Genomic DNA, 22,296 nt, shown 5'->3' with positions numbered 1-22,296 from the left:
AAAGGTCGGTTTTTTGTGCATCCATTTCTTATACTCTAGCGTAAGCTAGACAACAAATATCATCCGTTGACGCACAAAGTTTGGCGCTATAGCTTCATTCTCTCTATAATGAAAGAAAATGGACGAGAGAAAAGAGGCGTGTAGGCATGACTGTATCAGACGAAATCATCCCGATTCCGATTCCCACACCATTTCCTGTAGGGGACGTGAACTGTTATGTGTTACGAACGGAAGGGGAAAACATCCTCATTGATTGTGGACCCGATACACTCGAGGCGTGGCAAATGATGCAACAGACGCTTGCGCGACACGATTTGCGGGTTGAGGATTTAGATCGTGTCATCGTGACGCATCACCATGCGGATCATGCTGGGATGGCACATCGATTTTCAGAGAAAGGCATTCCTGTCTATGGACATGCGCGGTTGCGCCCGTATTTGGAACAGGACGAGACGTTCCTAAACAATGGGGACGTGTTCTTACGTCGACTGGCGACTTCATTTGGTGTTCCGTCAGCGATTCAAGAGATGTTACCGAGCTATCAATCTGCCTTAAAATGGCTTGGAAAAGGTCAGCTTGATTTCATATTAAAGGAAGGCGACGCAATTACACCTTCTGGGCGATATCGCGTCATCGAACTGCCAGGTCATGCGAGTGACCAAATCGGAATTTTAAGCGACGATGGTATATTGTTCGCGGCGGACCATTTGCTGGACCGGGTCGAACCGAACCCGTTGCTTGAACAACCGCAACCGGGTGATGACGTGCTCGTGAAACGACCCGTTCTTGCGTATCTCGACTCCTTGGAAAAACTACAAGGAGAACAGATCCGAATTGCGTATACCGGTCATGGTGATCCGATTCGCGATGTCGCGGCACTCGTTGAAGAACGATTGATGCAACGCAAGGCACGCGGCGATCAACTGTTAAAGTATTTTTCAGAAGAGCATACGTTATTTGAATTAGCACAAGTGACGTATGGGAATCGATTGAAAAAATCATTCCCACTCGTCATGAGTGAAATGAAGGCACGTCTTGATACGCTCGTCGCACGTGGTGCGATTACGGTTGAGAAACGATCTGGTATCCTCTACTATTCGAAAATGGAGGAAGTTTAATGCAACTCATCAACCGGACGATCGTCATCACCGGTGCTTCAAGTGGACTCGGGGAAGCACTGGTGCGCACTCTGCATAAAGAAGGGGCAAACTTGATTTTAATCGCACGACGCGAGGATCGATTACAAACGTTAGCATCTGAACTCCAGGCAGACTACCTGGTCTACGATTTGGAAGTGGCGCCCGAAATTCTTGCGAAAACACTCGCAAATCGTTATGGACGAATCGATATTTTGATTAATAACGCAGGTTTCGGGGAATTCAGCTTCCTAGACGATACCTCGATTGAAACAATCGAATCGATGCACCGAATCAATGTCTTAAGTCCTGTTCGTCTAACGAAAGCGTGCCTTCCGTTACTTCGAGAAGGCGGCATGATCGTCAATGTCGCGAGTCAGGCAGGAAAGTTGCCGACACCGAAGTCGACGATCTATTGCATGACAAAAGCTGCTATGTTGCAGTTTTCGAATGCGTTACGTCTGGAGTTACGTCCAAAAGGCATCCACGTCATGACGGTCAACCCAGGACCGATTGCGACGGAATTTTTTGTTCGAGCTGACATCAGCCGAAAATATGAAAAAAACGTGGCTTCGATCGTCTTATCGAAAGAACAACTCGCACTGACCGTCGTTCGGGCGATGCGTCGCCGAAAGCGAGAGGTCAATGCGCCGTGGTGGATGGAGCTTTCCGCAAAAGGGTACGGCGTCATGCCGCGGCTGATTGAATGGTTAGGAAAATCAGGTTTTGACAAAAAGTGATGACGGAGGAGAACAACGAATGAAAACAAAAGTAATGAGCTTTCTTGCATTAGGTACCTTGCTTGCCGGGTGCGGGACACCGGATGCGACACCGGAACCGAAAAACGTTTTAGGAACCGCTTATCAGACGATTGAGAAAGAAGCAGAAAAATCAACGGTTCGGATGTACATGTGGGGGGGCGATGACGGAATCAACGCCTATATCGATGAATATGTGACGCCCCGTCTGAAGAAGGAACATAATATTACACTCGAACGCGTTCCGATCGAGACGGCAGACATTATTCAAAAATTACGTGCTGAGAAAAAGGCAGGTAAGGAAAAAGGCGTCATCGATGTCGTCTGGATTAATGGCGATAACTTCTTGAATGCTAAAAAAGATGAGTTACTTTATGGGGAAATTACAAAAGTTCTTCCAAACATGAAATACGTTGATGCTGCCGCCCAAAGTTCAGATAGCGGTACGAAAACAGACGGGCTCGAAGCCGCATGGGGAAAAGTCCAATATACGTTGCACTATGACGCAGCTGATGTAAAGTCGCCACCAAAGGACTTACAAGCGTTGAAGTCTTGGGTCAAGGAAAATCCAGGACGCTTCACGTATCCAGAAGTGACGGATTTTACAGGAAACGCCTTCGTCCGTCACGTCATGTATGGTGTCGAATCGAACGCGACCCTAAAAGACCCAAAAGCAGACTTCAAGAAGACATGGGCTTACCTGAACGAAATCAAACCGTACCTCTGGAAAAAGGGGAAGACGTATCCGAAGACGCTTGCGCAACTCGATCAGTTATACGCGAAGGGAGACGTCGACTTCACGATGGGCTTCAACGAACGACGGGCAGAACAAGAAGTGAAGTCAGGAACGTTTCCGAAACAAACGCGTCCGATTGTTTTGAAGGATGGCTCAATCGCATCGACCCATTTCCTTTCCGTACCATTCAATGCACCGAACCCGAGAGGTGCACTCGTTACGATCAATACGCTGTTGTCACCAGAGGCACAATTGAAAAAATATGATGCGACTTACTGGGGCGATGGAACGAGTCTCGATTTGTCGACACTTGATCAGGCAGAACAAAAGCAGTTCGCTGATGTACCGGCCGCACCGTCGACACCGAAGCCGAGTGTCTTTGAAGGGAAAGTCCGGACGGAACTAGATCCATCGGTCTTCGAGATGATCCGTAAGGAATGGCCGTCTCGTGTGGCGCGGTAACGTATATCCTGCTGCAATTCTGATGGCAGGGATGGTCTTATACGGGCTGTGGGTCAGTGTTTCAATGACGTCACCCGCCGACTATCATGAGCTACTGACGGATGACGTCTTTTTAGAGAGTCTAACCGTCAGTAGTTACATTGCCATCGTGAGTACGGGCATTGCCTTGATCATCGGTGTGATGCTCGCACGAATCTTGAGCAGAACACGGCTAGCGGCGTTGCTCGCGATTCCGTTATTCATTCCTCATCTAGGAGCGGCGTATCTCGCAATCCTCTACCTCAGTGATGTGCCGGTCATCGGACCGCATGAAGGGAACCACATCAGTGTCATCTTGACGTATCTATATAAAGAAATTCCGTTCGTCTTTTTTTATCTCTTACCGGTTGTACGACGTCTCGATCCACGTTACCAAGAACTCGGTATGATGCTCGATTTATCGCCAGTGCGCCGATTCTGGCATGCACGGGGTGTGTTCCTGCTCGTTCCCATGCTTGAAGCCGGCTTTATCTTACTTGCCTTCATCCTGTTCGCATATGAGATTCCAGCACTGCTCGGCGTGACCTATCCGAAATTACTTGGAGTCTATGCATTCGATTTGTATACACAAGGCGATTTATCGGAACAACCGCTCGCTTTTGCGATGAGTGTCGTCTTGACGGGTGGACTTTTCCTCTTACTAGTGCTCATGACGGGTTTAACCCGCCCGTTGGCAACGAAGATCAGTAGGGGGCGAAGTGAATGAAAAAAACTAGCGTCATCGTATGTATTGTTCTTCTTTTCAACGTTCCATTGATCGGTTTAATTCCGGGAGAATGGAATTGGAATCCGCGTCTTGAAGCAACGCTTGGTACGACCATTGCGATGGTCTGTGCCGTTATATTGTTAAATCATCTCTTCGGATACATGGCAGGAAAAGCGATCGCTTTTCAAACCGGGACACGCATTCGTATAGCAGAGTTCTTGATTAGTTTGCCGCTATTCGTTCCCGTCTTATTGTTGTCGTTCGGTCTCTATTTGACATGGATCCGGCTCGGTCTGGCAGATCGTTTTTTCGGTGTACTGCTCGTGTTGCTTCTGCCGACATTGCCATATACAGTCCGTTTGTACACGAACGGATTTCAGACGCTCGGTGAGCGGATGCTCGAACAGATGGTCTTGCTCGAAGGAAATCGATTCAAACGTTGGTTTTATTTGACGGGACCGATGTTACGATCGACATTACAGTCCGTGACGTTGCTCGTCACCGTGATCACGATCAGTCAATATGCTCTTGTTGCGTTGATTGGAGGCGGAATCGTCCGCATGATCGCACTGGAAGTGTTCCCGGCGTATTCTGGTAATTCCCAGGAGGTAGCTCGTCTGGCGACACTTTGGTTGATTGGATTACCTATTCTTTTTTATGTATTACAAGCCGTTATTTTTTCTAGCTGGATACGAATCGTACGGAGGCGTTTAAATGGAAGTCACGATACAACAAGTCAATAAACGATTTGGAAGCAAACAAGTGTTGTCTGATATCGATGTAAGCATCGCGTCTGGACAATGCGTGGCTTTAGTCGGACCGAGTGGTAGCGGGAAAACGACGCTTCTCCGCCTGATTGCGGGTCTCGAACGTGTGACGAGTGGAGTGATTCGATTTGGGGAACGAGACGTCACGACACTCTCTCCGAATCAACGAGGTGTAACGATGATGTTTCAACGCTCTTTATTGTTTCCGCATTTGAACGTTGAACAAAACATTCGCCTCGGTGCGAAACAGTTAACACCGATCGAACTTGATTCTTGGTTATATCGCGTTGGACTCGAGGGGAGAGGACGAAGTGCCATCCACGAACTTTCAGGTGGTGAACAGCAACGTGCGAGTCTAGCTCGTGCGCTGGCGAGTCAGCCGGACTTCTTGTTGCTCGATGAACCGTTCTCGAGTCTAGATGTACCGAGACGACGAGAACTTCGGACATTGATCCGAAAGTTGACCGAGGAACAAGGCGTCACGACACTGCTTGTCACGCATGACCGGGAAGAGGCAATGGCGATGGCAGATGTCATTTATGTTTTGGAACAAGGACGGATCGTGGATCGCGGCACACCGATCACGCTCAGTCAGACAAGTCCGTTTTTCGGTGAAGGCATCTACATCGAAGCGACTTGGTATCCGTTGACGTCAGTTAACTTGGTCTCAAGACCGACGAAGGAAACGGATGAGCGTGTTACGATTACGAAAGAACTCATTCAATATGGCGTTCGGTTCTACGAAGTGGAACGGCCATCAGGCGAACGGCTCGTACTTTCTTCAGACGAGACGATTCATTCGATAGAAGGGTATATCGTTAGAAAGGAGGGGTGACATGTTAGATACGCGTGCGCGTAAAATCGTTCAACCCCTGTTTGATCAAGGGGCGACCTTATTTAAGAAAATTGGATTATCAGCGACGCAGGTGACGATCATTTCGGGCATCATCGGTGGTGCGACAGGCTTTTTCGTCTATAACGACATGATGGGAACGGCAATTGTCCTATTGTGGATCTCGGGTATGCTCGACGTTATTGATGGCACGATGGCAAGAAAAGAGAAGACAACACCAATTGGTACGATCCTTGATCTTGTTCTCGACCGAATTGTCGAACTGTCAGTGTTAATTGGTCTCGCACTCCGGTTTCCGGAAACGCAGGTTGTGATTCTGTTACTTGTCGCATCATTCGTCATTGGGATGACGATGTTCCTTGCGATCGGAGCAGTTAGTGAGAACTACGGTTACAAGTCGTTTCAATATCAACCAGGACTCATCGAACGAACGGAAGGATTTCTATTCTTGACGGCGATGATTCTGTTTCCAAGTGCTATCATCTGGATCGCAAGTGTCTTCTTGATCGCTGAACTCTATACGGTTGGAGAACGATTCCATCAAGCATCGAAGGTGTTACGATGAGTGAACAAGAGATGATCATGACGGTGGACCGAGCTGGGAATCCGCTCGGACCGCGTCCGCGATCAGAAGTCCACGCAAAAGGTCTATGGCATGAAACGTTTCATTGTTTCGTCTATGATCCAACGCGGGACGTCGTGTTGCTCCAGCAACGTTCTGAACAAAAGAAGGACTTTCCGGGAATGCTCGATATCACGGCAGCCGGTCATCTGCTTGCAAATGAGACGGTTGAAGATGGTGTCCGGGAACTCGAAGAAGAGATTGGTTTAGCTTATACCTTTGATCAACTAATACCTCTTGGAGTTCAGGAGGAGGAGTTTCGGGATGCGACACTTTGGGATTGTGAACGATGCCATGTGTTTCTCGCACAAAGTGATCAAGCGTTAGAATCGTATATGCTCCAGGAAACCGAAGTGAAACGATTAATCGCTTTTTCGATTGAGCAGTTGGATCGCATCGCTGACGTGACGATTGAGCGTATTCAGGATAAAACAGGAGAATGGTTCGATCGTCATCAATTCGTTCCGCATCCTTCTTCTTACTGGAAACATGTCCAACAGGGAATCGAAAGATTACGTAACCTAAGCTAATCTTGAGAATCATGACACAGAACGACCTACGATCGAATGTGATGTCGACGTAGGTCGTTTTCATTCGTACATTTGTTCGACACGAGAGTAGCGAAATTCAGGTATATTTGAGATAATTAAGTATATATACAAAAGAAGGAAAGAAGGTGCAGCCAGTGGCATTACGATTTGCACTACTCGGGCTGCTGACCCAAGGGGAAGCGACCGGTTATGATTTGAGCGCGACTTTTAAAAAACAGATGATCCACTTCTGGACCGCACATCATACACAAATATACCGAGAGTTGTTGAAAATGGAAGAGGCAGAACTCGTGACGAGCGTTCATATCGTTCAAGAAGATCTGCCGGATAAGAAAGTCTATTCGATTACCGATAAAGGGCGGACGGAGCTCGTCGAATGGTTACGGACACCAAATGAATTCAAACCGAAGATGAAGGATGAGAACTTGATGCGTGTCTCGCTCTTGCATCTTCTCCCACCAGAGGAAGCTGTCGCTTATCTAGAAGAATCGAAGCGACACCATCAATTTGCCGTCGAGATGATGCAAAGTTGGCGTCACGACCATCTCGAGAACGGTGCGACACTAGGTGAGACCTTGACGAGTGAATACGGCTTGCGTATGATGTTGAATTACTTGGACTGGTGTGATTGGGCGATCGCGGAAATCAAAAAAAACGGAGCGAACGTCTAACAAAACTGGCTCGACTGTCATGTAGATGGCGGATTCGAGCCAGTCTTGTTTTTGATGAGATGAAGTAAGGAGTTAAACCATGTACTTTAATGATTACGAAGACTGGATCGAAGAAGAGGCAGAAGCGTTATTTCACCTACATGAAGAACCGTTGACGCGAGAAGCGACGTCGTATTCGCAATTTACGGCGTATGTAGAGGAGGCACTCCTCGAGCCATTATTACTCAAATTACGCTGGCTCGGAGAAGCGGAAGAAGAGGAGATTCTAGAACAGGCGGATCCAACCGTCTGGAAGAATGCTTCGGGCAATTCGGAAGCCTCACTTCGTCGAGATGTATTACGACGGGTCGTCGAGCGAGACTTGACGGCGCATATCCTTGCGTACCTGACACCGATTCTTGAAGCTAGACAAACAGCTTATGAGACAGAATTAGAACAGCTTCAATTGGCCCATGCTGAACAAATGGATGAGGTCAAACAGCATGAGCAACAGATTGAGATCGGACCACCACCTGAGAAAATTAAAAAGTGGTGGTATTTCAAAGAAAAAGAAGTAGCTCGTTCCTTTACAGAGGAAGAACGATCAATGCTGCGAGCCCAACAGCAACAACTCGAGAACGAGTTAAAGCGACTTGAACGAAAAAAGCGTGAGACAGAAGCCGATCTCGAACGATTGGATTCGCTTCACCGCTTATAATTTACGTCAAAAAATGGAGCAGACGACATGATGTCGCCTGCTCCATTTTGTATAGAGACTACTCGATTAAGCCTGTGTAGCCAGTTTCGCAAGGACTAGTTTTGCGACTGCTTCACTTGAAGCCGGATTTTGTCCTGTAACGACATTGCCATCGATGACAGCGAACTCTTTACCAGCATCCGATGTCAGGAAAGTAGCCCCTTCACCGCGAAGTGTCGTCTCGAGCAAGAATGGTACTTTATCTTCGAGACCTGTTGATTTTTCCTCTTCATCTGTAAAGCCGTTGATTTGACGACCTGATACGAAGGGTTTGCCATCGATCATGACGTGCGCGAAGGCAGCAGGACCATGACAGACCGATGCGACGACGCCGTCTTTTTTGATGACAGCTTCGATAGCACTCGCCACTTGTGGGTTATTCGGGAAGTCGACGACCGCACCGTGACCACCTGGGAAGTAGACAGCGTCAAATGATGCTGGATCTACTTCAGAAAGTGCTTTCGTATCGTGCAACGCACGGCGAGCATCTTGGAATTTCGGTAAGATTTCTTTGACGATCGATGCTTTATCAATTGGAACATCTCCGCCTTTGATGGACGTGACCGTCACGTCATGTCCTGCATCTTTGAACAGGTTGTAGGGTGCTGCGAACTCCTCGAACCATAATCCTGTTTTGTGACCATTCATGTCATCTGCACTTGTTGATACGATTAAAATACGTGCCATAATAAAACTCCTCCTCTGTATGAACGTTACAAAGAAGGAGATTCCCGGAGAAATGGAGTGTTAAACCTTACCGGTGTTCGGTATAGTGATGAACTGGCAGTGTAGCAAGCGCCTGGTCGATCTGAGCTTGCGAAACCGGCTCTCTCATCGCTTGGACGTTTGCTTGAAGTTGCGACACGCTTGACGCACCTGGAAGGACGATATCGACCTGTTGATCGATTGCTTGCAATGCAAGCGCTGGAAGCGGGAAGTTTTGTAATTGTTGTAGACTGGCTTCGAGCGTCTCTTTATCGAACTGTTCGAAACGATCAACCGACTGCAGGCGTGAGGCACTTTCGTGTGTCAACAGTCCTTTTGCTAGTGGACCGCGGGCAACGACTTGGATGTTTTTCTCTTTTAAGCGTGGTAACAACTCTTCGATGCGACGATCGAGCAATGAATAAGGCGTCATCAAGTAAGAGAAATTACTATGCTCAAGCCAATATTCGATGACGTTCGGTCGCAATGACGAGAGACCATATTCCTTGATTTTCCCCTCTGCTTTTAAGTCTTCCATCGCGCGAATCGATGCGTCGATATCGTCGTCCATCGTGCCACCATGGACGTAATATAGGTCGAGGTAAGGTGTTTCGAGTCGATTTAAACTTTCAAGACAGGCTTGCTTCAAATAGTCATAACTCGGATCCCATGTCCAACCGGTTCCGGTCGCATTCATTCGATTGCCACCTTTTGAGGCAAGAAACAATCGACTACGATCCTCTTGCGCGAAGGTTTGACCGATAATCGATTCGACGGCTCCGTTTGCATAGACATCCGCTGTGTCGAAATGGGTGATACCCGCGTCGAGTGCCGTCCGCAGGATTGCTGCCGCTTCTTCCTGTCCGCGTTTTAAGATCGTCATCGTACCTAATCCTAATGACATGTTCAATTCCCTCTTTTCTTAAATGAACTGTAAGTTTGGAACTTCTGCATTCTAGTGTATCATATCTTATGAAAAAGACGGCTTGAAGTCTTGCGGCAATACGTCGGAAACGGCATACTAATCATGACAGAGAACGTAAACTAGGATAGAAGAGGGGAACACTACCGATGGAAGAAAAAACGATTGAACGTGAAGTGATCTATGAAGGAAAAGTTTTTGATGTCGAGAAACATGTCGTCACGTTACCGAACGGTAATACCTCGGTTCGTGAACTGGTCTATCATAATGGTGCCGTCGCCATCATCGCTTTTGATGAACAAGGGGATCTGATTGTCGTTGAACAATATCGGAAGGCGTTCGAGAGTCTATCGATCGAGATACCAGCGGGCAAACTCGAGAAAGGTGAAGATCCACTCGATTGTGCCGGACGTGAATTAAAGGAAGAAACAGGTTACGTCGCGAAAGAGTTACGACATGTCTTTGATTTCTACGGTGCGCCTGGTTTCTGTAGCGAACGTGTACATATTTATGAAGCGATTGGTCTTACTGCCGGTGATCGTCAGCTCGATGAAGATGAGTTCCTTGAGAACAAAACATTGAAGCTTGAACAAGCGCTCGAACTCGTAGCAAACGGAACGATTGTCGACGCGAAGACGATCATGGCGATTCAGCATTGGCAGATCCGTACTTTAAAATGATTCTCATTTAAATGATTTTCAGTTGATAATCATTTTAATTTGAAAAAAGACTGAGTTTCAGCTATGATAATAGCATCAGTTCGAACAAAGGGGGCGCTATGATGGAAAGTCGTGTAGAACGCATCAAAAAACAGCTAAGCGGTAAAGGATATAAGCTGACTCCCCAACGTGAAGCGACTGTGCGTGTCCTGCTCGAACATGAGTCGGATCACCTCAGTGCCGAAAATGTCTTTCTCCTTGTAAAAGAAAAGAACTCCGACATCGGACTTGCGACGGTTTACCGGACGCTCGAATTATTGACGGAGCTCGAAGTCGTCGATAAGGTCAACTTCGGAGATGGCGTATCCCGGTTTGATTTACGACAAGAAGGTGCGAGTCATTCGCATCACCATCTCGTCTGTATCGAATGTGGATCCGTCGAAGAGATTTTAGACGATATGCTTGAAGAAGTAGAGAAAGAAATCGTGTCCCGATTCCATTTCAAAATCAAGGATCACCGCCTGACATTCCATGGCGTCTGCCGTGTCTGCCAAGAGCGTCACGCTCGGGAAGCGTTGGAACAATCGCAAACACAAACAGTCTGACCGTCCGAGGAAATTTCGGATGGTTTTTCTTTTTCGATTTTTATAGGTCAGACCTCTTCACAACGGTTTACACCTTTGATATGATGGGAAAGTAAGCGATTTCGTAAACGAAGAGGATGAGTTCAGTGCGTGAACAACTGGAAGCATTTATCAACTATTTAGTGATTGAACGGCAAATGTCCGCGAATACGGCAGCTGCGTATCGAAATGATTTGAATCAATACTTACAGACGCTCGAAACAGCGGAAGTTTCTTCGTTTGAACAGGTTCACCGACATCATATCGTCGACCACATTGAACGATTGCTTGAAGCTCGCAAGTCACGATCGACGGTCCGGCGGGCGACGAGCTCAATCCGTTCGTTCCATCAATATCTGGTCGAAGAGAAACTAACGACGCATGATCCGTCCCGTCATCTTGATTTACCGAAACCGGAGAAGAAGCTTCCCGTCGTCTGGAGTCAAACCGACGTCGAACGTTTACTTGATTCGGTCGTCGGTGTCGATCCGCTTACACGACGAGATGCAGCAATGCTTGAGCTTCTCTATGGAACAGGCATGCGCGTCAGCGAACTGCTCCAACTGAAGTTGAACGATTTGCAACTCGAACTCGGGTATCTGTCGTGTCTTGGGAAAGGGAATAAATCCCGGATCATCCCGATGAGTACGACATCGATTGAGAGCGTCAGAACATATCTTGATCTCGCGCGCAACAGTCTCGGTGGTCAACAGACGGACGATGTCTTCTTAAACAGTCGTGGTGATCGTTTATCACGGCAAGGATTTTGGAAGATGATCAAGCGACGGGCAAAGGAAGCGGGTATTGAAAAAGAGATCACACCACACGTCCTGCGCCATTCGTTCGCGACCCATCTACTTGAAAATGGTGCCGATTTACGCGTCGTACAAGAAATGCTAGGACACGCTGATTTGTCGACGACACAAATGTATACACACGTCAACAAAGCACGACTCCACGACGTGTATAAGAAACATCATCCACGGGCGTGATGGTTCTATCTTTTAAAGGTCTGACTTCAGACAAATGATGCGTTTTGTCTAGTCCCTTTCCGGGAAAAATCGTAACGGGAATCGCACAACTACAGCTCGTATATAGGAGGAACAGCAAATGGCTCAATCATTTAAACGTGTATTTTTGATCGTCATGGACTCCGTAGGAATCGGAGAAGCACCGGACGCTGAACAGTTCGGAGATCTTGGTTCGCATACGCTCGGTCACATCGCGCGTGAACGCAACGGACTCAACATGCCGAACATGGCAAAACTCGGTCTCTCGCATATCGAACCGATCGAAGGTATCTCAGCTGAAGAAGCACCGCTTGCGGCATACGGAAAAATGCAGGAAGTATCTGCAGGGAAAGATACGATGACAGGGCACTGGGAGATCATGGGACTGCGGATTGATACACCATTCCGTGTCTTCGAAAAATTCCCAGATGATTTGATTCATCGCTTAGAAGAGTTCTCAGGGCGGAAGATCATCGGGAATAAACCGGCTTCTGGTACGGAAATCTTAGACGAACTTGGACAAGAACATGTTGAAACAGGCGCCTTGATCGTCTATACGTCGGCAGACTCTGTCCTTCAAATCGCAGCTCATGAAGAAGTCGTTCCATTAGAGGAACTGTACCGGATTTGTGAATATGCACGCGATATTACGCGGGATGACCCGTACATGCTCGGTCGTATCATCGCACGTCCATTCCTTGGTGAGGCAGGAGCATGGGTTCGGACAGCGAACCGTCACGACTATGCACTTAAACCATTCGACCGGACAGTCATGAACGAACTTGAGACAGCTGGACTTGATGTCATCTCACTCGGTAAGATTGCTGATATCTATGACGGCGAAGGCGTGACCGATGCGATCCGTACGAAGTCGAACATGGACGGCATGGATCAACTCGTGAAGCAACTCGATCGAGACTTCAACGGACTCTGCTTCTTGAACCTCGTCGATTTCGATGCGTTATTCGGACACCGTCGTGATCCGCAAGGCTACGGACAAGCACTCGAAGAGTTCGATGCCCGTCTTCCGGAAGTGTTTGATCGCTTGAAAGAAGATGATCTCTTGATCATCACGGCTGACCACGGAAACGATCCGGTTCATGCTGGGACAGACCACACGCGAGAATACGTACCGTTGCTTGCTTATCACAAAAACAGTGTCGCAAAACCGCTCGGTATCCGTGAGACGTTCGCTGATCTTGGGGCAACGGTTGCTGAAAACTTCGGTGTCAAAATGCCGGCACACGGAACAAGCTTTTTAACAGAACTATAATTCGAGGGAGCGATTCAGATGACAGTCAACTGGAATGAAACACGTTCGTTTTTAGAAAGCAAGATGCAGGCGAAACCGGAAATCGGATTGATTCTCGGTTCAGGACTGGGTGTCCTCGCTGATGAGATCGAAAACCCGATCGCAATTCCATACCATGAAATCCCGAACTTCCCGGTCTCAACGGTTGAAGGACACGCCGGACAACTCGTCTTCGGAACACTTGAAGGGAAACAAGTCGTTGCGATGCAAGGACGATTCCACTTCTACGAAGGATACTCAATGGACATGGTCACATTCCCTGTCCGTGTCATGAAAGCGATCGGCGTCGAGACATTGATCGTCACGAACGCAGCCGGTGCTTGTAACGAAGCGTTCGAACCAGGTGATTTGATGTTGATCACGGATCACATCAACTTCTTCGGTACGAACCCATTGATCGGTAAGAACGTCGACGAGATGGGACCACGTTTCCCGGATATGTCGAAGCCGTATGATGCGGAATTACTTCGTCTTGCACAGGAAACAGCGGACGAGCTCGGAATTCGTGTCCGTCAAGGTGTCTACTTCGGAAATACTGGTCCGACGTATGAGACGCCAGCAGAAGTCAAGATGGCACGGATGCTTGGAGGAGACGTCGTCGGTATGTCGACGGTCCCTGAAGTCATCGTTGCCCGTCATTCAGATATGCGTGTCCTTGGGATTTCGTGTGTCTCGAACATGGCAGCAGGCATTCTCGATCAACCGTTACATCATGATGAAGTCATCGAAACGACAGAACGTGTCCGGGCACACTTCCTATCACTCGTTCGCGGTTCGATCAAAAAAATGTAACGACTGTTTATAAAACTCACAAACCACTCCTGAGGAGGAACTAGATTATGCGTATGGTAGATTTGATTGCAACAAAACGAGACGGTGGCGAACTCGCAACAGCTGATATTCAAGCAATGGTAAAAGGATTCACGAATGGTGAAATTCCAGATTATCAAATGTCAGCGATGTCGATGGCGATTTTCTATCAAGGAATGTCAGATCGTGAAATCGCTGATTTGACGATGGCGATGGTCAAATCGGGTGACGTGATCGACCTTTCCCGCATTCACGGAAAAAAAGTCGACAAACACTCGACTGGCGGTGTCGGTGACAAGATCAGTCTGATTGTTGCACCACTCGTTGCGTCAATCGGTATTCCGGTGGCGAAGATGAGCGGTCGCGGCCTCGGTCACACAGGTGGAACAATCGATAAACTCGAAGCGTTCCCTGGTTTTGACGTTGAACTTTCAGAAGAAGCATTCGTCTCACAAGTCAACGACATCAAGATGGCGATCATCGGTCAAACAGGTAACTTGACGCCTGCAGACAAAAAACTCTACGCACTTCGTGATGTCACGGCGACAGTAAACTCGATCCCATTGATCGCAAGTTCGATCATGTCGAAGAAGATTGCAGCAGGAGCAGACAGCATCGTACTCGACGTCAAGACAGGTTCTGGTGCCTTCATGAAATCGTTTGAAGATGCAAAAGCACTCGCGACAGAGATGGTTTCAATCGGTAAGAGTGTCAACCGTAAGACGGTTGCTGTCATTACAGACATGGATCAGCCGCTCGGCTTTGAAATCGGAAACGCAAACGAAGTCAAGGAAGCGATCGAAGTCCTTCAAGGGAAAGATGTCCGTGACTTGAAAGTCATCGCCTTGACGATTGCATCACACATGGCGGTCCTCGGTGATTTCTACCCGACATTCGACGAAGCATATGCGGATCTCGAAACACGTCTCGGTAACGGAGCAGCACTTGACGTCTTCAAGAAGTTCATCGCAGCGCAAGGTGGCGACGCGTCACTCGTTGACGATATGACAAAAGCACTTGAAACGAAATACGAAAAAACATTCGTCGCTTCAAAAGCAGGTTATGTCTCTGAAATCATCGCTGACGAAGTTGGTGTTGCAGCAATGATCCTCGGTGCAGGACGCGCGACGAAAGCAGATGAGATCGATCACGCAGCAAGCGTTACGCTGCATAAAAAAGTCGGCGATCGTGTCGAAGTCGGCGATGTCATCGCAACACTTCGTTCAAACAAAGATACACTCGATCAAGCAATCGAAAAAATGGACCATGCGTACCACATCAGTGAAATGAAACCGGCAGAACGTCCGCTCGTTCACGCTGTCATTCAATAATCCATCCGATAAGCAATATCTGAGTAGTGGACTTCGTCCGCTACTCTTTTTTTGTGATAAAATCGAAAGTGTAAAAATATGGATATATCTAAAGGAGCGATCGCATGAAACGTTGGTTCATAGTAATTGCCAGTTTAGTTGGAGTCATCGGGGGTGGCGCATTGATGATGACATACGCTTTTACACAGGACATAGACTCGGATGAAACGAGAGAGGCTGAAATACAACAAAAAGCAAAGACTTACTTAGAGAAGCATCTTCCGGAAGCGAAGGTGACCGGTAGTATTTACGACAATATGGGAAATTTTTCGTTTGAGTATGCAGCACGAGCGATTGACGAAAAAACGAATACTGAGTTTTTCGTATATCAAGATGAGGAGTCGGGAAGGTTCGTCGATACGTATCATGCGTCACTTTGGGAAGATCAGTTAGAACGACGGATCACGTTGCCTACTCTTAATGATGTGAACGCGGAACTAGATATGGTGGTACTGTTTGATAACGATAAGATTCAACAGCTTGGTAATGCGCGTTTTGATTCAAAGGCTTATTTACGTACGGAAGTCGCTCCGACGATTTTAATTAGCGTTCCACGCAAGCAAAGCGAACAGGATAAAACGCAGATTACAGCGTGGGCAAAGTCGTTGCGCGAACAAAAGATCCTTCAATACATGACGGTCAAGGTCGATTATGTTTCAGAAAAGGGTGAACTACTGGAAAACGGAAATTCACTCTTCGTGACGTTATAAAGTAGATTGAAAAAACGAGAGTGCGCGGTTCCCTTTCGATTTGTTATACTGGAAATACTTGTAATGAAAAAGGGGGAACTTTCATGAAACCACCACGCTTACAAAAAGGAGATAAGATTGCTATCGTCTCACCGGCGTCTGCAATTGCTGCATACGTGCCACGTCGTCTCGCTCGCGGTATCGCGACACTTGAAAAAATGGGGTTCGAGGTCGTCTTGATGCCGAACGCAACAGCTGTCCATAGTCATACGGCAGGAACGATCGGCGAACGGCTGCAAGATTTACATATGGCGTTTGCTGATCCGTCGATTAAGGCGATCATCTCGACAATCGGTGGGTTTAACTCGCACCAATTACTCGATGAACTTGATTATGAGTTGATCCGAAACAATCCGAAAATCTTCGTCGGATACAGTGATATCACCGCATTGTTTGCTGGCATCTATCAGCAGACAGGATTGACGACGTTCGTCGGACCAGCGCTACTGACACAGTTCGGTCAATTTGATGGTCTTGATCCGTATACGGAAGAGTCGTTTAATCGTACGTTCATGCAGACGGAACCGATCGGTCGAATCGAAGCATCGGAAGAGTGGACGGACGAGATTTTACGCTGGGACGTCGCAGATGACCGAAGACGAGAGCATCAAGTGAACGCGGGATATACGATCGTTAAGACCGGTGTCGCAGAAGGTCCGATTCTGACGGGGAACACGGGAACACTTTTGCTGCTTGCTGGGACATCATACTTGCCATCATTTGACGGTGTCGTCTTGATGCTTGAGGATGACGAAAGTGAGACACCAGAAACGATCGACCGGTATTTCACGCAATTGCGACACATGGGTGCGTATGACAAGATTGCGGCGCTCGTCGTCGGACGCTTCCCGAGCAAGGTCGATTTTGATCCGGACTTCCCGCTCAAAGACATCATTCTGCGCGCGACGCGGGGCTATGATTTCCCGATCATTCTCGATGCGGACTTCGGGCATACGGATCCTGTTGCGACACTCGCGAATGGAATTCGGATTCGTGTCGAAGCAACGGATTCGGTGACACTCGATGTGTTAGAGGCAGCCGTCGAGTAAAAAGGTCTGCACGACGTCCTGAAATTTGGTACACTGTACCATGGAATCACGATCTTGAATCGTGACGAATCTCTTGCTGAAAAGCACGAAAGGTTGGTCAAACATGCAAAAAACTGGTCATATCTTATTAGAAGATGGAAATAAAATCGAATTCGAATTGTTCAACGATGAAGCACCGATCACGACTGAAAACTTCGAAAATCTTGCAAACTCGAACTTCTACGATGGATTGAACTTCCACCGTGTCATCCCAGGCTTCGTCTCACAAGGCGGATGCCCAATCGGAAACGGTACAGGCGGTTCAGGAAAAACGATTCCTTGCGAAACGTCTACATCATACCCACACAAACACAAAGCGGGTTCACTTTCGATGGCACACGCTGGTCGTAACACTGGATCAAGCCAGTTCTTCATCGTACATGAGCCACAACCGCACCTCGACGGTGTACACACAGTCTTCGGACAAGTGACTTCAGGTCTCGAACATGCACAAAAAATGAAGCAAGGCGCTGGCATCAAAGAAATCCGCGTCGAAGCATAAGTTCTTGCTCCTCTTCAAACGTTTGAAGAGGAGTTTTTCTTTTTTTAGAAGCGGGTACAATCAGTAAGGGAACTCAACTTGTAAAGGAGTGTTTGTCATGCGTTTAGAAGGAAAACGAATCATCCAAGTCGTCAGCAATGACTTCGAGGATTTAGAATTATGGTATCCTGTCCATCGCTTGCGTGAAGAAGGCGCGATCGTTGACATCGTCGGTGAGAAGGCAGATGAGACGTATATTGGGAAGTACGGTGTTCCGATCAAATCGAATAAGACGTTCGATGAGATCAATCCAGCAGAATACGATGCGATTCTTGTTCCGGGTGGTTGGTCACCCGATCTGTTACGCCGCTTTGACTCTGTCCTGAACATGGTGCGTCATTTTGACCAGAACAAACAACCAATTGGTCAAATCTGCCACGCTGGTTGGGTGTTGATCTCTGCTGGCATCTTAAAAGGTGTTAATGTCACGAGTACGCCAGGAATCAAGGATGACATGACGAATGCAGGTGCGATTTGGCACGATGAAGCCGTCGTCGTCGACGGACATATCGTCTCGAGCCGTCGCCCGCCTGATCTACCAGATTACATGCGTGCTTTCATCCAAGTGATGGAAGAACAAGCATGATTCAGATGCAGGGGACGTCACATGACGGTCTCCTGCCTTTTTCATGGATTATGAAAAAAATGCAGTAATTCTGTGTGAGAAGGTGTAGAATGAATGAGTCTCAGTCGTTCATGCTCCTGAGAGTTGTTGAAATTAGGAAGGTGTAGAATCACATGCTAGTAAAATATAAGAAGTTGAATGAACGGACCGCGATGGGGCTGATCGCCTTTTCGTGCGAAGTGAAGGATCCGAAGTATTTGCTTGAAACGGTTCAAGCCTATGAACAGGAAGAAGACCAACGCTTGTATTTGTACAAACAAGATGAGGATTTCGTCGGTGTCATCGGGTTTCAATTAATGGATGGCCATGCTGAATTGAAACATATCGCATTATCACCGTCTTTCCGTGGAGAACGGATGTCGTATCTCCTACTCGATGAAGCAGCCAAATTGCTTCGAACGGATATTACGGGTGCGACCGAAGAGACGCAACGCCTCGTCGACAAATGGAAAAATCAATAAAAAGACCGGTCCATGGCTCAGATGGACCGGTCTCTTCGGTTTTGTAGCGCTTCTTGTCGTGCCGTGACGACATCCGTACGATCGCGCAAACGATGTTTATGCGTCACATAGTCGAGATCAGGTGCTGTCGCTTCCAAGGCGACGGTTCGGATGACGTCCGGGAAGACAGGTAACGGGATGTGCCGATAGACCGGCTCCGTAAAATGGTCGCGATGATCGAGCAAATATGAGACGTCGATCCCGGACACAATCAGTGTTGCCCGGTGGCGTTCGATTTTATCAAATGCTTTCGCATATGTCCGCTGTGCCCCAGTCGTATTGCCGCGGCGGTGATGATAGCGGGCGACGGCCAGCTGGATCAGACCGACAAGCGCTTCGTCCTGGCGTTGTCCTTCTTGCCAGACTTCCTCTAAGATTTCATGGCACTCGAAGTAATCGTGCCGGATATTGAATTCGAATACGAATCGCTCGATCGGATTCATGGAATCACCTCTTCCTTTTGAATATAACATAGTCGAACCCATCCGTTGTATGGTATACTAAGGCGCAAAAAACGTTGATGGGCAGGGAGAATCATGGAATCATACAGTGTAAAGATGGATGCGTTTGAAGGCCCGTTGGACTTGCTGTTACACTTGGTTGGTAAATTAGAAATCGATATTTATGATATATCCGTTTCCATGGTGACGGATCAATATGTGTCCTATATCCGTGCGATGCAACATCTTGAACTAGATGTTGCTAGTGAATATCTTGTCATGGCAGCGACGCTGTTGCAACTGAAAAGCAAACAACTCTTGCCGATCGAACAGACGGAATATGATGAGATTCCCGATTTCGAGGAAGAACCGACACGAGAAGGTCTGATTCAACAGTTGATCGAGTATAAGGCATATAAGGAAGCAGCCCTCGTCCTGAAGGAAAAGGAAGAGGCACGCCTTGAGCTGTTCTCGAAACAACCAGAGGATTTGATGCGTTATCTCGATACGGACGCACAAGAGTATAATGGTACGTTATCACTAAGTGATTTATTGCGTGCATATGAAAAAATGCGTCAACGGGAAGCTTGGAAGGTACGTCGTTCGAAGACGGTCAAACGGGAAGAACGGTCGCTTGAGCAACAGATGGAGTCTGTCGCCCGTTACGTCGCGACGCGTGAGCGTACGACATTCTTTGGCTTTTTTGTGGAGCAGCCGACGGTCGAAGAACTGGTCGTCAGTTTCCTCGCCGTCCTAGAACTCGTGAAGCAACGCGTCATTGATTGTGAACAAATGACCGATGACATTTTGTTGCGTAGCATGGTGAAGGAGGAGAGTCAGATTGGCGTATGAACAAATCATTGAAAGCTTGTTATTCGTCGTCGGCGATGACGGCATCGACCCACGTGGTCTCAGTCAAGCACTAGAGATCAGTGAAGCGGCGGCGCGTGAACAGTTACTGGCTCTTCAGACGACGTTCGAAGCGGAGCAACGGGTGTTGCAAATCGTGGAGTCAGGTGGCGTCTTTAAGATGGTGACACGAAAAGAGATGTCGCCATATATTCAGGCGTATGCGGGATCACTTGCAGAAGACTCCTTGTCTCGAGCAGCGATGGAGACACTCGTCATCATCGCGTACAAACAACCCGTCACGCGTGCTGATATCGAAGTCGTCCGTGGCGTCAAGACGGAACGCGTCATCCATACGTTAAGTGCAAAAGGTTTGATTGAAGAAGCGGGACGCGCCAAAGGCGTTGGTCGCGCGAAATTGTATAAGACGACGGATCATTTCCTGGACCACTTTGGTCTGAATAGTATTGAGGAGTTACCACCACTCGAGTTCGAAGAAACGTTCGAATCAGATGGAGATCTCTTCTTCCGGAATGATCCTTCATTAGAGGAGAGAGTGAATTAATGGAACGGTTACAAAAAATCATCGCACAAGCAGGTGTCGCTTCACGGCGTAAAGCAGAGGAATTGATCACAGCAGGTCGCGTCAAGGTCAACGGGAAAGTCATCACGGAGCTCGGAACGAAAGTTGGAGCGCGTGCTGAAGTCGAAGTCGATGGCGTCAAGCTCGAGCGGGAAGAACACGTTTATTACATGCTATATAAACCAACAGGTGTCGTCTCGACGGTTGAAGACGATAAAGGACGTAAGACGGTCGTCGATCTCGTACCACCAGGTCATCGTGTCTTCCCAGTCGGTCGTCTCGACTACAATACGAGCGGTCTTCTGTTGATGACGAATGACGGTGAATTCTCAAACCTTCTGCTTCACCCGAAGTATAAGGTACCGAAGCGTTACATCGTCAAAATCAAAGGCGTACCGGAATATTTCCACGTCAAAGGTCTTGAAAAAGGCGTCGTCTTGCCGGACGGCTTTAAGACAGGGAAAGCACGCGTCGAGATGCGTGACATCGATAAGAAGAAAAACACGGCTATCCTCGAAATGGTCATCTACGAGGGACATAACCGCCAAGTCCGTCAAATGGTCGAGACACTCGGTTCAGAAGTCTTGAAGTTGAAACGTGAACAGTTTGGTTTCTTGACACTGGCAGGCCTTACTTCTGGCGAGTGGCGTGAACTTTCAAAAAAAGAAGTCAATCAATTGCGTGAGCTAGCGGATCCAGCCGCTCCACCTACGAAAAGACGTAAGAACACAAAAAAACGTTAATTTGTAAAGCGAGAAGCTCATCCTCCGGGTTGAGTTTTCTTTTTTTGTGACAAAACGATTAACGAATTTCACATTTTATCAACGTTTAAGCGATTTCAAGTACAATATGGGTGGAGGCGGTAAAATATGAAAAAAACAAAACAAAATCCGGAAGAACGCTTAGCAGCGGCCCAGCAAAAAAAGAAGAAACGCTCCTTCTGGCGTCTGATGATCATGACGATGGTCTTGTTTGCAGGCGCAGTTGTCATCATGCAATTCGTCGATCAAGCGACACGCGATAAAAACGGACGTGTCATGGCAGGCGATGATGCTCCTGGTTTCGCGCTCGTCGATCTATACGGTGAGAAACAGCACTCAATGGATGAATACAAAGGAAAAGGACTTTTACTCAATTTCTGGGGTACATTCTGCGAACCATGTAAGAAAGAGATGCCTTTGATCAATGACAACTATCAGATGATGCAGGATCAAGGTGTCAATTTCGTAGCGGTCAATGTCGGAGAAACACCGGTTCGAGTCTCAAGCTTCATCAAAGATATCGGCGGAACGGATTATCCGATCCTCATGGATACGAATAGTTCGGTCGAGAAGGCTTACGGGATCTACAACTTACCTGTGACGTTCATCATCAACAAAAAAGGTGAGGTCGTCGAGAAATACGAAGGTGAGATTGATCAAGCGAAGCTGGAAGAGATGGTGAAGAAGGCGAACCAGTAACGCATCGAAGGGG

General features: G+C 47.7%; 28 protein-coding genes. 25 read left to right on the top strand and 3 right to left on the bottom strand.

All coding sequences use genetic code 11. The features are described from left to right. Positions 1–146: 146 nt before the first annotated feature. From BW42_RS07140 to BW42_RS07095, 10 genes are all read left to right on the top strand, one after another. Positions 147–1,118 (top strand): MBL fold metallo-hydrolase, encoded by a 972-nt coding sequence (locus tag BW42_RS07140; RefSeq protein ID WP_035408946.1) that lies wholly within the window; start codon positions 147–149, stop codon positions 1,116–1,118. Continuing rightward, the gene (locus BW42_RS07135) at positions 1,118–1,876 is read left to right on the top strand and encodes an SDR family oxidoreductase (protein WP_035408943.1); all 759 of its coding nucleotides are present in this window, start codon (positions 1,118–1,120) and stop codon (positions 1,874–1,876) included. Before BW42_RS07140 ends, BW42_RS07135 begins: the two co-directional genes overlap by 1 nt. Positions 1,877–1,895: 19 nt before the next feature. Further along, positions 1,896–3,092, top strand: coding sequence for an ABC transporter substrate-binding protein (locus BW42_RS07130; RefSeq protein WP_035408940.1), 1,197 nt, complete (start codon positions 1,896–1,898; stop codon positions 3,090–3,092). Then, entirely contained in the window at positions 3,079–3,837 is a 759-nt protein-coding gene (locus BW42_RS07125) for an ABC transporter permease (protein ID WP_035408937.1), read from the top strand. The genes BW42_RS07130 and BW42_RS07125 overlap by 14 nt, the downstream gene beginning before the upstream one ends. Next, positions 3,834–4,580, top strand: coding sequence for a hypothetical protein (locus tag BW42_RS07120; protein ID WP_035408934.1), 747 nt, complete (start codon positions 3,834–3,836; stop codon positions 4,578–4,580). Before BW42_RS07125 ends, BW42_RS07120 begins: the two co-directional genes overlap by 4 nt. Then, complete coding sequence (locus tag BW42_RS07115; protein WP_035408932.1) at positions 4,552–5,439, top strand: ABC transporter ATP-binding protein; 888 nt, start codon at positions 4,552–4,554, stop codon at positions 5,437–5,439. Before BW42_RS07120 ends, BW42_RS07115 begins: the two co-directional genes overlap by 29 nt. A gap of 1 nt (position 5,440) precedes the next feature. Then, entirely contained in the window at positions 5,441–6,022 is a 582-nt protein-coding gene (locus tag BW42_RS07110) for a CDP-alcohol phosphatidyltransferase family protein (RefSeq protein WP_035408929.1), read from the top strand. After that, the gene (locus BW42_RS07105) at positions 6,019–6,609 is read left to right on the top strand and encodes an NUDIX domain-containing protein (protein WP_035408926.1); all 591 of its coding nucleotides are present in this window, start codon (positions 6,019–6,021) and stop codon (positions 6,607–6,609) included. Before BW42_RS07110 ends, BW42_RS07105 begins: the two co-directional genes overlap by 4 nt. Before the next feature lie 155 nt (positions 6,610–6,764). Beyond that, on the top strand, positions 6,765–7,301 hold the full coding sequence (locus tag BW42_RS07100) for a PadR family transcriptional regulator (protein WP_035408921.1): 537 nt from the start codon (positions 6,765–6,767) through the stop codon (positions 7,299–7,301). A 79-nt stretch (positions 7,302–7,380) separates the two neighbouring features. Then, positions 7,381–7,998, top strand: a complete 618-nt coding sequence (locus BW42_RS07095; RefSeq protein ID WP_035408918.1) for a DUF5320 domain-containing protein — start codon at positions 7,381–7,383, stop codon at positions 7,996–7,998. Between the two features lie 66 nt (positions 7,999–8,064). Here BW42_RS07095 and BW42_RS07090 read toward each other — a convergent pair whose 3' ends face one another. Together BW42_RS07090 and BW42_RS07085 are read right to left on the bottom strand one after the other, a co-directional pair. Then, positions 8,065–8,724 (bottom strand): type 1 glutamine amidotransferase domain-containing protein, encoded by a 660-nt coding sequence (locus BW42_RS07090; protein ID WP_035408915.1) that lies wholly within the window; start codon positions 8,722–8,724, stop codon positions 8,065–8,067. 67 nt (positions 8,725–8,791) lie between these two features. Then, positions 8,792–9,646: an aldo/keto reductase gene (locus tag BW42_RS07085; protein ID WP_035408912.1), complete on the bottom strand. Its 855-nt coding sequence runs from the start codon at positions 9,644–9,646 to the stop codon at positions 8,792–8,794. A 167-nt stretch (positions 9,647–9,813) separates the two neighbouring features. Here BW42_RS07085 and BW42_RS07080 point away from each other — a divergent pair, with 167 nt between their 5' ends. From BW42_RS07080 to BW42_RS07030, 11 genes are all read left to right on the top strand, one after another. After that, positions 9,814–10,344 carry an NUDIX domain-containing protein gene (locus BW42_RS07080; RefSeq protein ID WP_035408909.1) on the top strand — a complete coding sequence of 177 codons (531 nt, stop codon included), beginning with the start codon at positions 9,814–9,816 and terminating at the stop codon, positions 10,342–10,344. Between the two features lie 101 nt (positions 10,345–10,445). Further along, a complete protein-coding gene (locus BW42_RS07075; RefSeq protein WP_023467675.1) occupies positions 10,446–10,928 on the top strand; it encodes a Fur family transcriptional regulator in 483 nt (160 codons plus the stop codon). Positions 10,929–11,053: 125 nt separating this feature from the next. Further along, on the top strand, positions 11,054–11,938 hold the full coding sequence (xerD, locus tag BW42_RS07070) for a site-specific tyrosine recombinase XerD (protein ID WP_035408906.1): 885 nt from the start codon (positions 11,054–11,056) through the stop codon (positions 11,936–11,938). A gap of 118 nt (positions 11,939–12,056) precedes the next feature. Next, a complete protein-coding gene (gene deoB / locus BW42_RS07065; RefSeq protein ID WP_035408904.1) occupies positions 12,057–13,229 on the top strand; it encodes a phosphopentomutase in 1,173 nt (390 codons plus the stop codon). Positions 13,230–13,247: 18 nt separating this feature from the next. Beyond that, complete coding sequence (locus tag BW42_RS07060; protein WP_029341181.1) at positions 13,248–14,060, top strand: purine-nucleoside phosphorylase; 813 nt, start codon at positions 13,248–13,250, stop codon at positions 14,058–14,060. A 47-nt stretch (positions 14,061–14,107) separates the two neighbouring features. Further along, on the top strand, positions 14,108–15,409 hold the full coding sequence (locus tag BW42_RS07055) for a pyrimidine-nucleoside phosphorylase (protein WP_035408901.1): 1,302 nt from the start codon (positions 14,108–14,110) through the stop codon (positions 15,407–15,409). 104 nt (positions 15,410–15,513) lie between these two features. After that, on the top strand, positions 15,514–16,158 hold the full coding sequence (locus BW42_RS07050; RefSeq protein WP_035408897.1) for a hypothetical protein: 645 nt from the start codon (positions 15,514–15,516) through the stop codon (positions 16,156–16,158). Between the two features lie 83 nt (positions 16,159–16,241). Beyond that, positions 16,242–17,246 (top strand): S66 peptidase family protein, encoded by a 1,005-nt coding sequence (locus BW42_RS07045; RefSeq protein WP_035408893.1) that lies wholly within the window; start codon positions 16,242–16,244, stop codon positions 17,244–17,246. 103 nt (positions 17,247–17,349) lie between these two features. Continuing rightward, positions 17,350–17,787: a peptidylprolyl isomerase gene (locus BW42_RS07040; RefSeq protein WP_023467682.1), complete on the top strand. Its 438-nt coding sequence runs from the start codon at positions 17,350–17,352 to the stop codon at positions 17,785–17,787. A gap of 97 nt (positions 17,788–17,884) precedes the next feature. Then, positions 17,885–18,412 carry a type 1 glutamine amidotransferase domain-containing protein gene (locus tag BW42_RS07035; RefSeq protein WP_035398198.1) on the top strand — a complete coding sequence of 176 codons (528 nt, stop codon included), beginning with the start codon at positions 17,885–17,887 and terminating at the stop codon, positions 18,410–18,412. Positions 18,413–18,564: 152 nt separating this feature from the next. Continuing rightward, entirely contained in the window at positions 18,565–18,912 is a 348-nt protein-coding gene (locus tag BW42_RS07030; RefSeq protein WP_023467684.1) for a GNAT family N-acetyltransferase, read from the top strand. 17 nt (positions 18,913–18,929) lie between these two features. Here the strand turns inward: BW42_RS07030 and BW42_RS07025 are convergent, their stop codons facing one another. After that, complete coding sequence (locus BW42_RS07025) at positions 18,930–19,394, bottom strand: DUF309 domain-containing protein (RefSeq protein ID WP_035408890.1); 465 nt, start codon at positions 19,392–19,394, stop codon at positions 18,930–18,932. A gap of 93 nt (positions 19,395–19,487) precedes the next feature. Between BW42_RS07025 and BW42_RS07020 the strand changes: the two genes are divergently transcribed. The 4 genes from BW42_RS07020 (at position 19,488) to BW42_RS07005 (ending at position 22,283) form a co-directional block, all read left to right on the top strand. After that, positions 19,488–20,243: a segregation/condensation protein A gene (locus tag BW42_RS07020; RefSeq protein WP_035408886.1), complete on the top strand. Its 756-nt coding sequence runs from the start codon at positions 19,488–19,490 to the stop codon at positions 20,241–20,243. Further along, a complete protein-coding gene (gene scpB / locus BW42_RS07015) occupies positions 20,233–20,805 on the top strand; it encodes an SMC-Scp complex subunit ScpB (protein WP_023467687.1) in 573 nt (190 codons plus the stop codon). Before BW42_RS07020 ends, scpB begins: the two co-directional genes overlap by 11 nt. Beyond that, positions 20,805–21,566, top strand: coding sequence for a pseudouridine synthase (locus BW42_RS07010; protein ID WP_023467688.1), 762 nt, complete (start codon positions 20,805–20,807; stop codon positions 21,564–21,566). Before scpB ends, BW42_RS07010 begins: the two co-directional genes overlap by 1 nt. 126 nt (positions 21,567–21,692) lie before the next feature. Continuing rightward, the gene (locus tag BW42_RS07005; protein ID WP_035408882.1) at positions 21,693–22,283 is read left to right on the top strand and encodes a redoxin domain-containing protein; all 591 of its coding nucleotides are present in this window, start codon (positions 21,693–21,695) and stop codon (positions 22,281–22,283) included. The last annotated feature ends 13 nt before the right edge of the window (positions 22,284–22,296 follow it).

The sequence above is a fragment of the Exiguobacterium sp. RIT341 genome (assembly GCF_000632205.1).
Taxonomy (GTDB): Bacteria; Bacillota; Bacilli; order Exiguobacteriales; family Exiguobacteriaceae; genus Exiguobacterium_A.
Note: the sequence above shows the minus strand (reverse complement) of the source record. Positions and strands in the feature narration are given on the sequence as shown.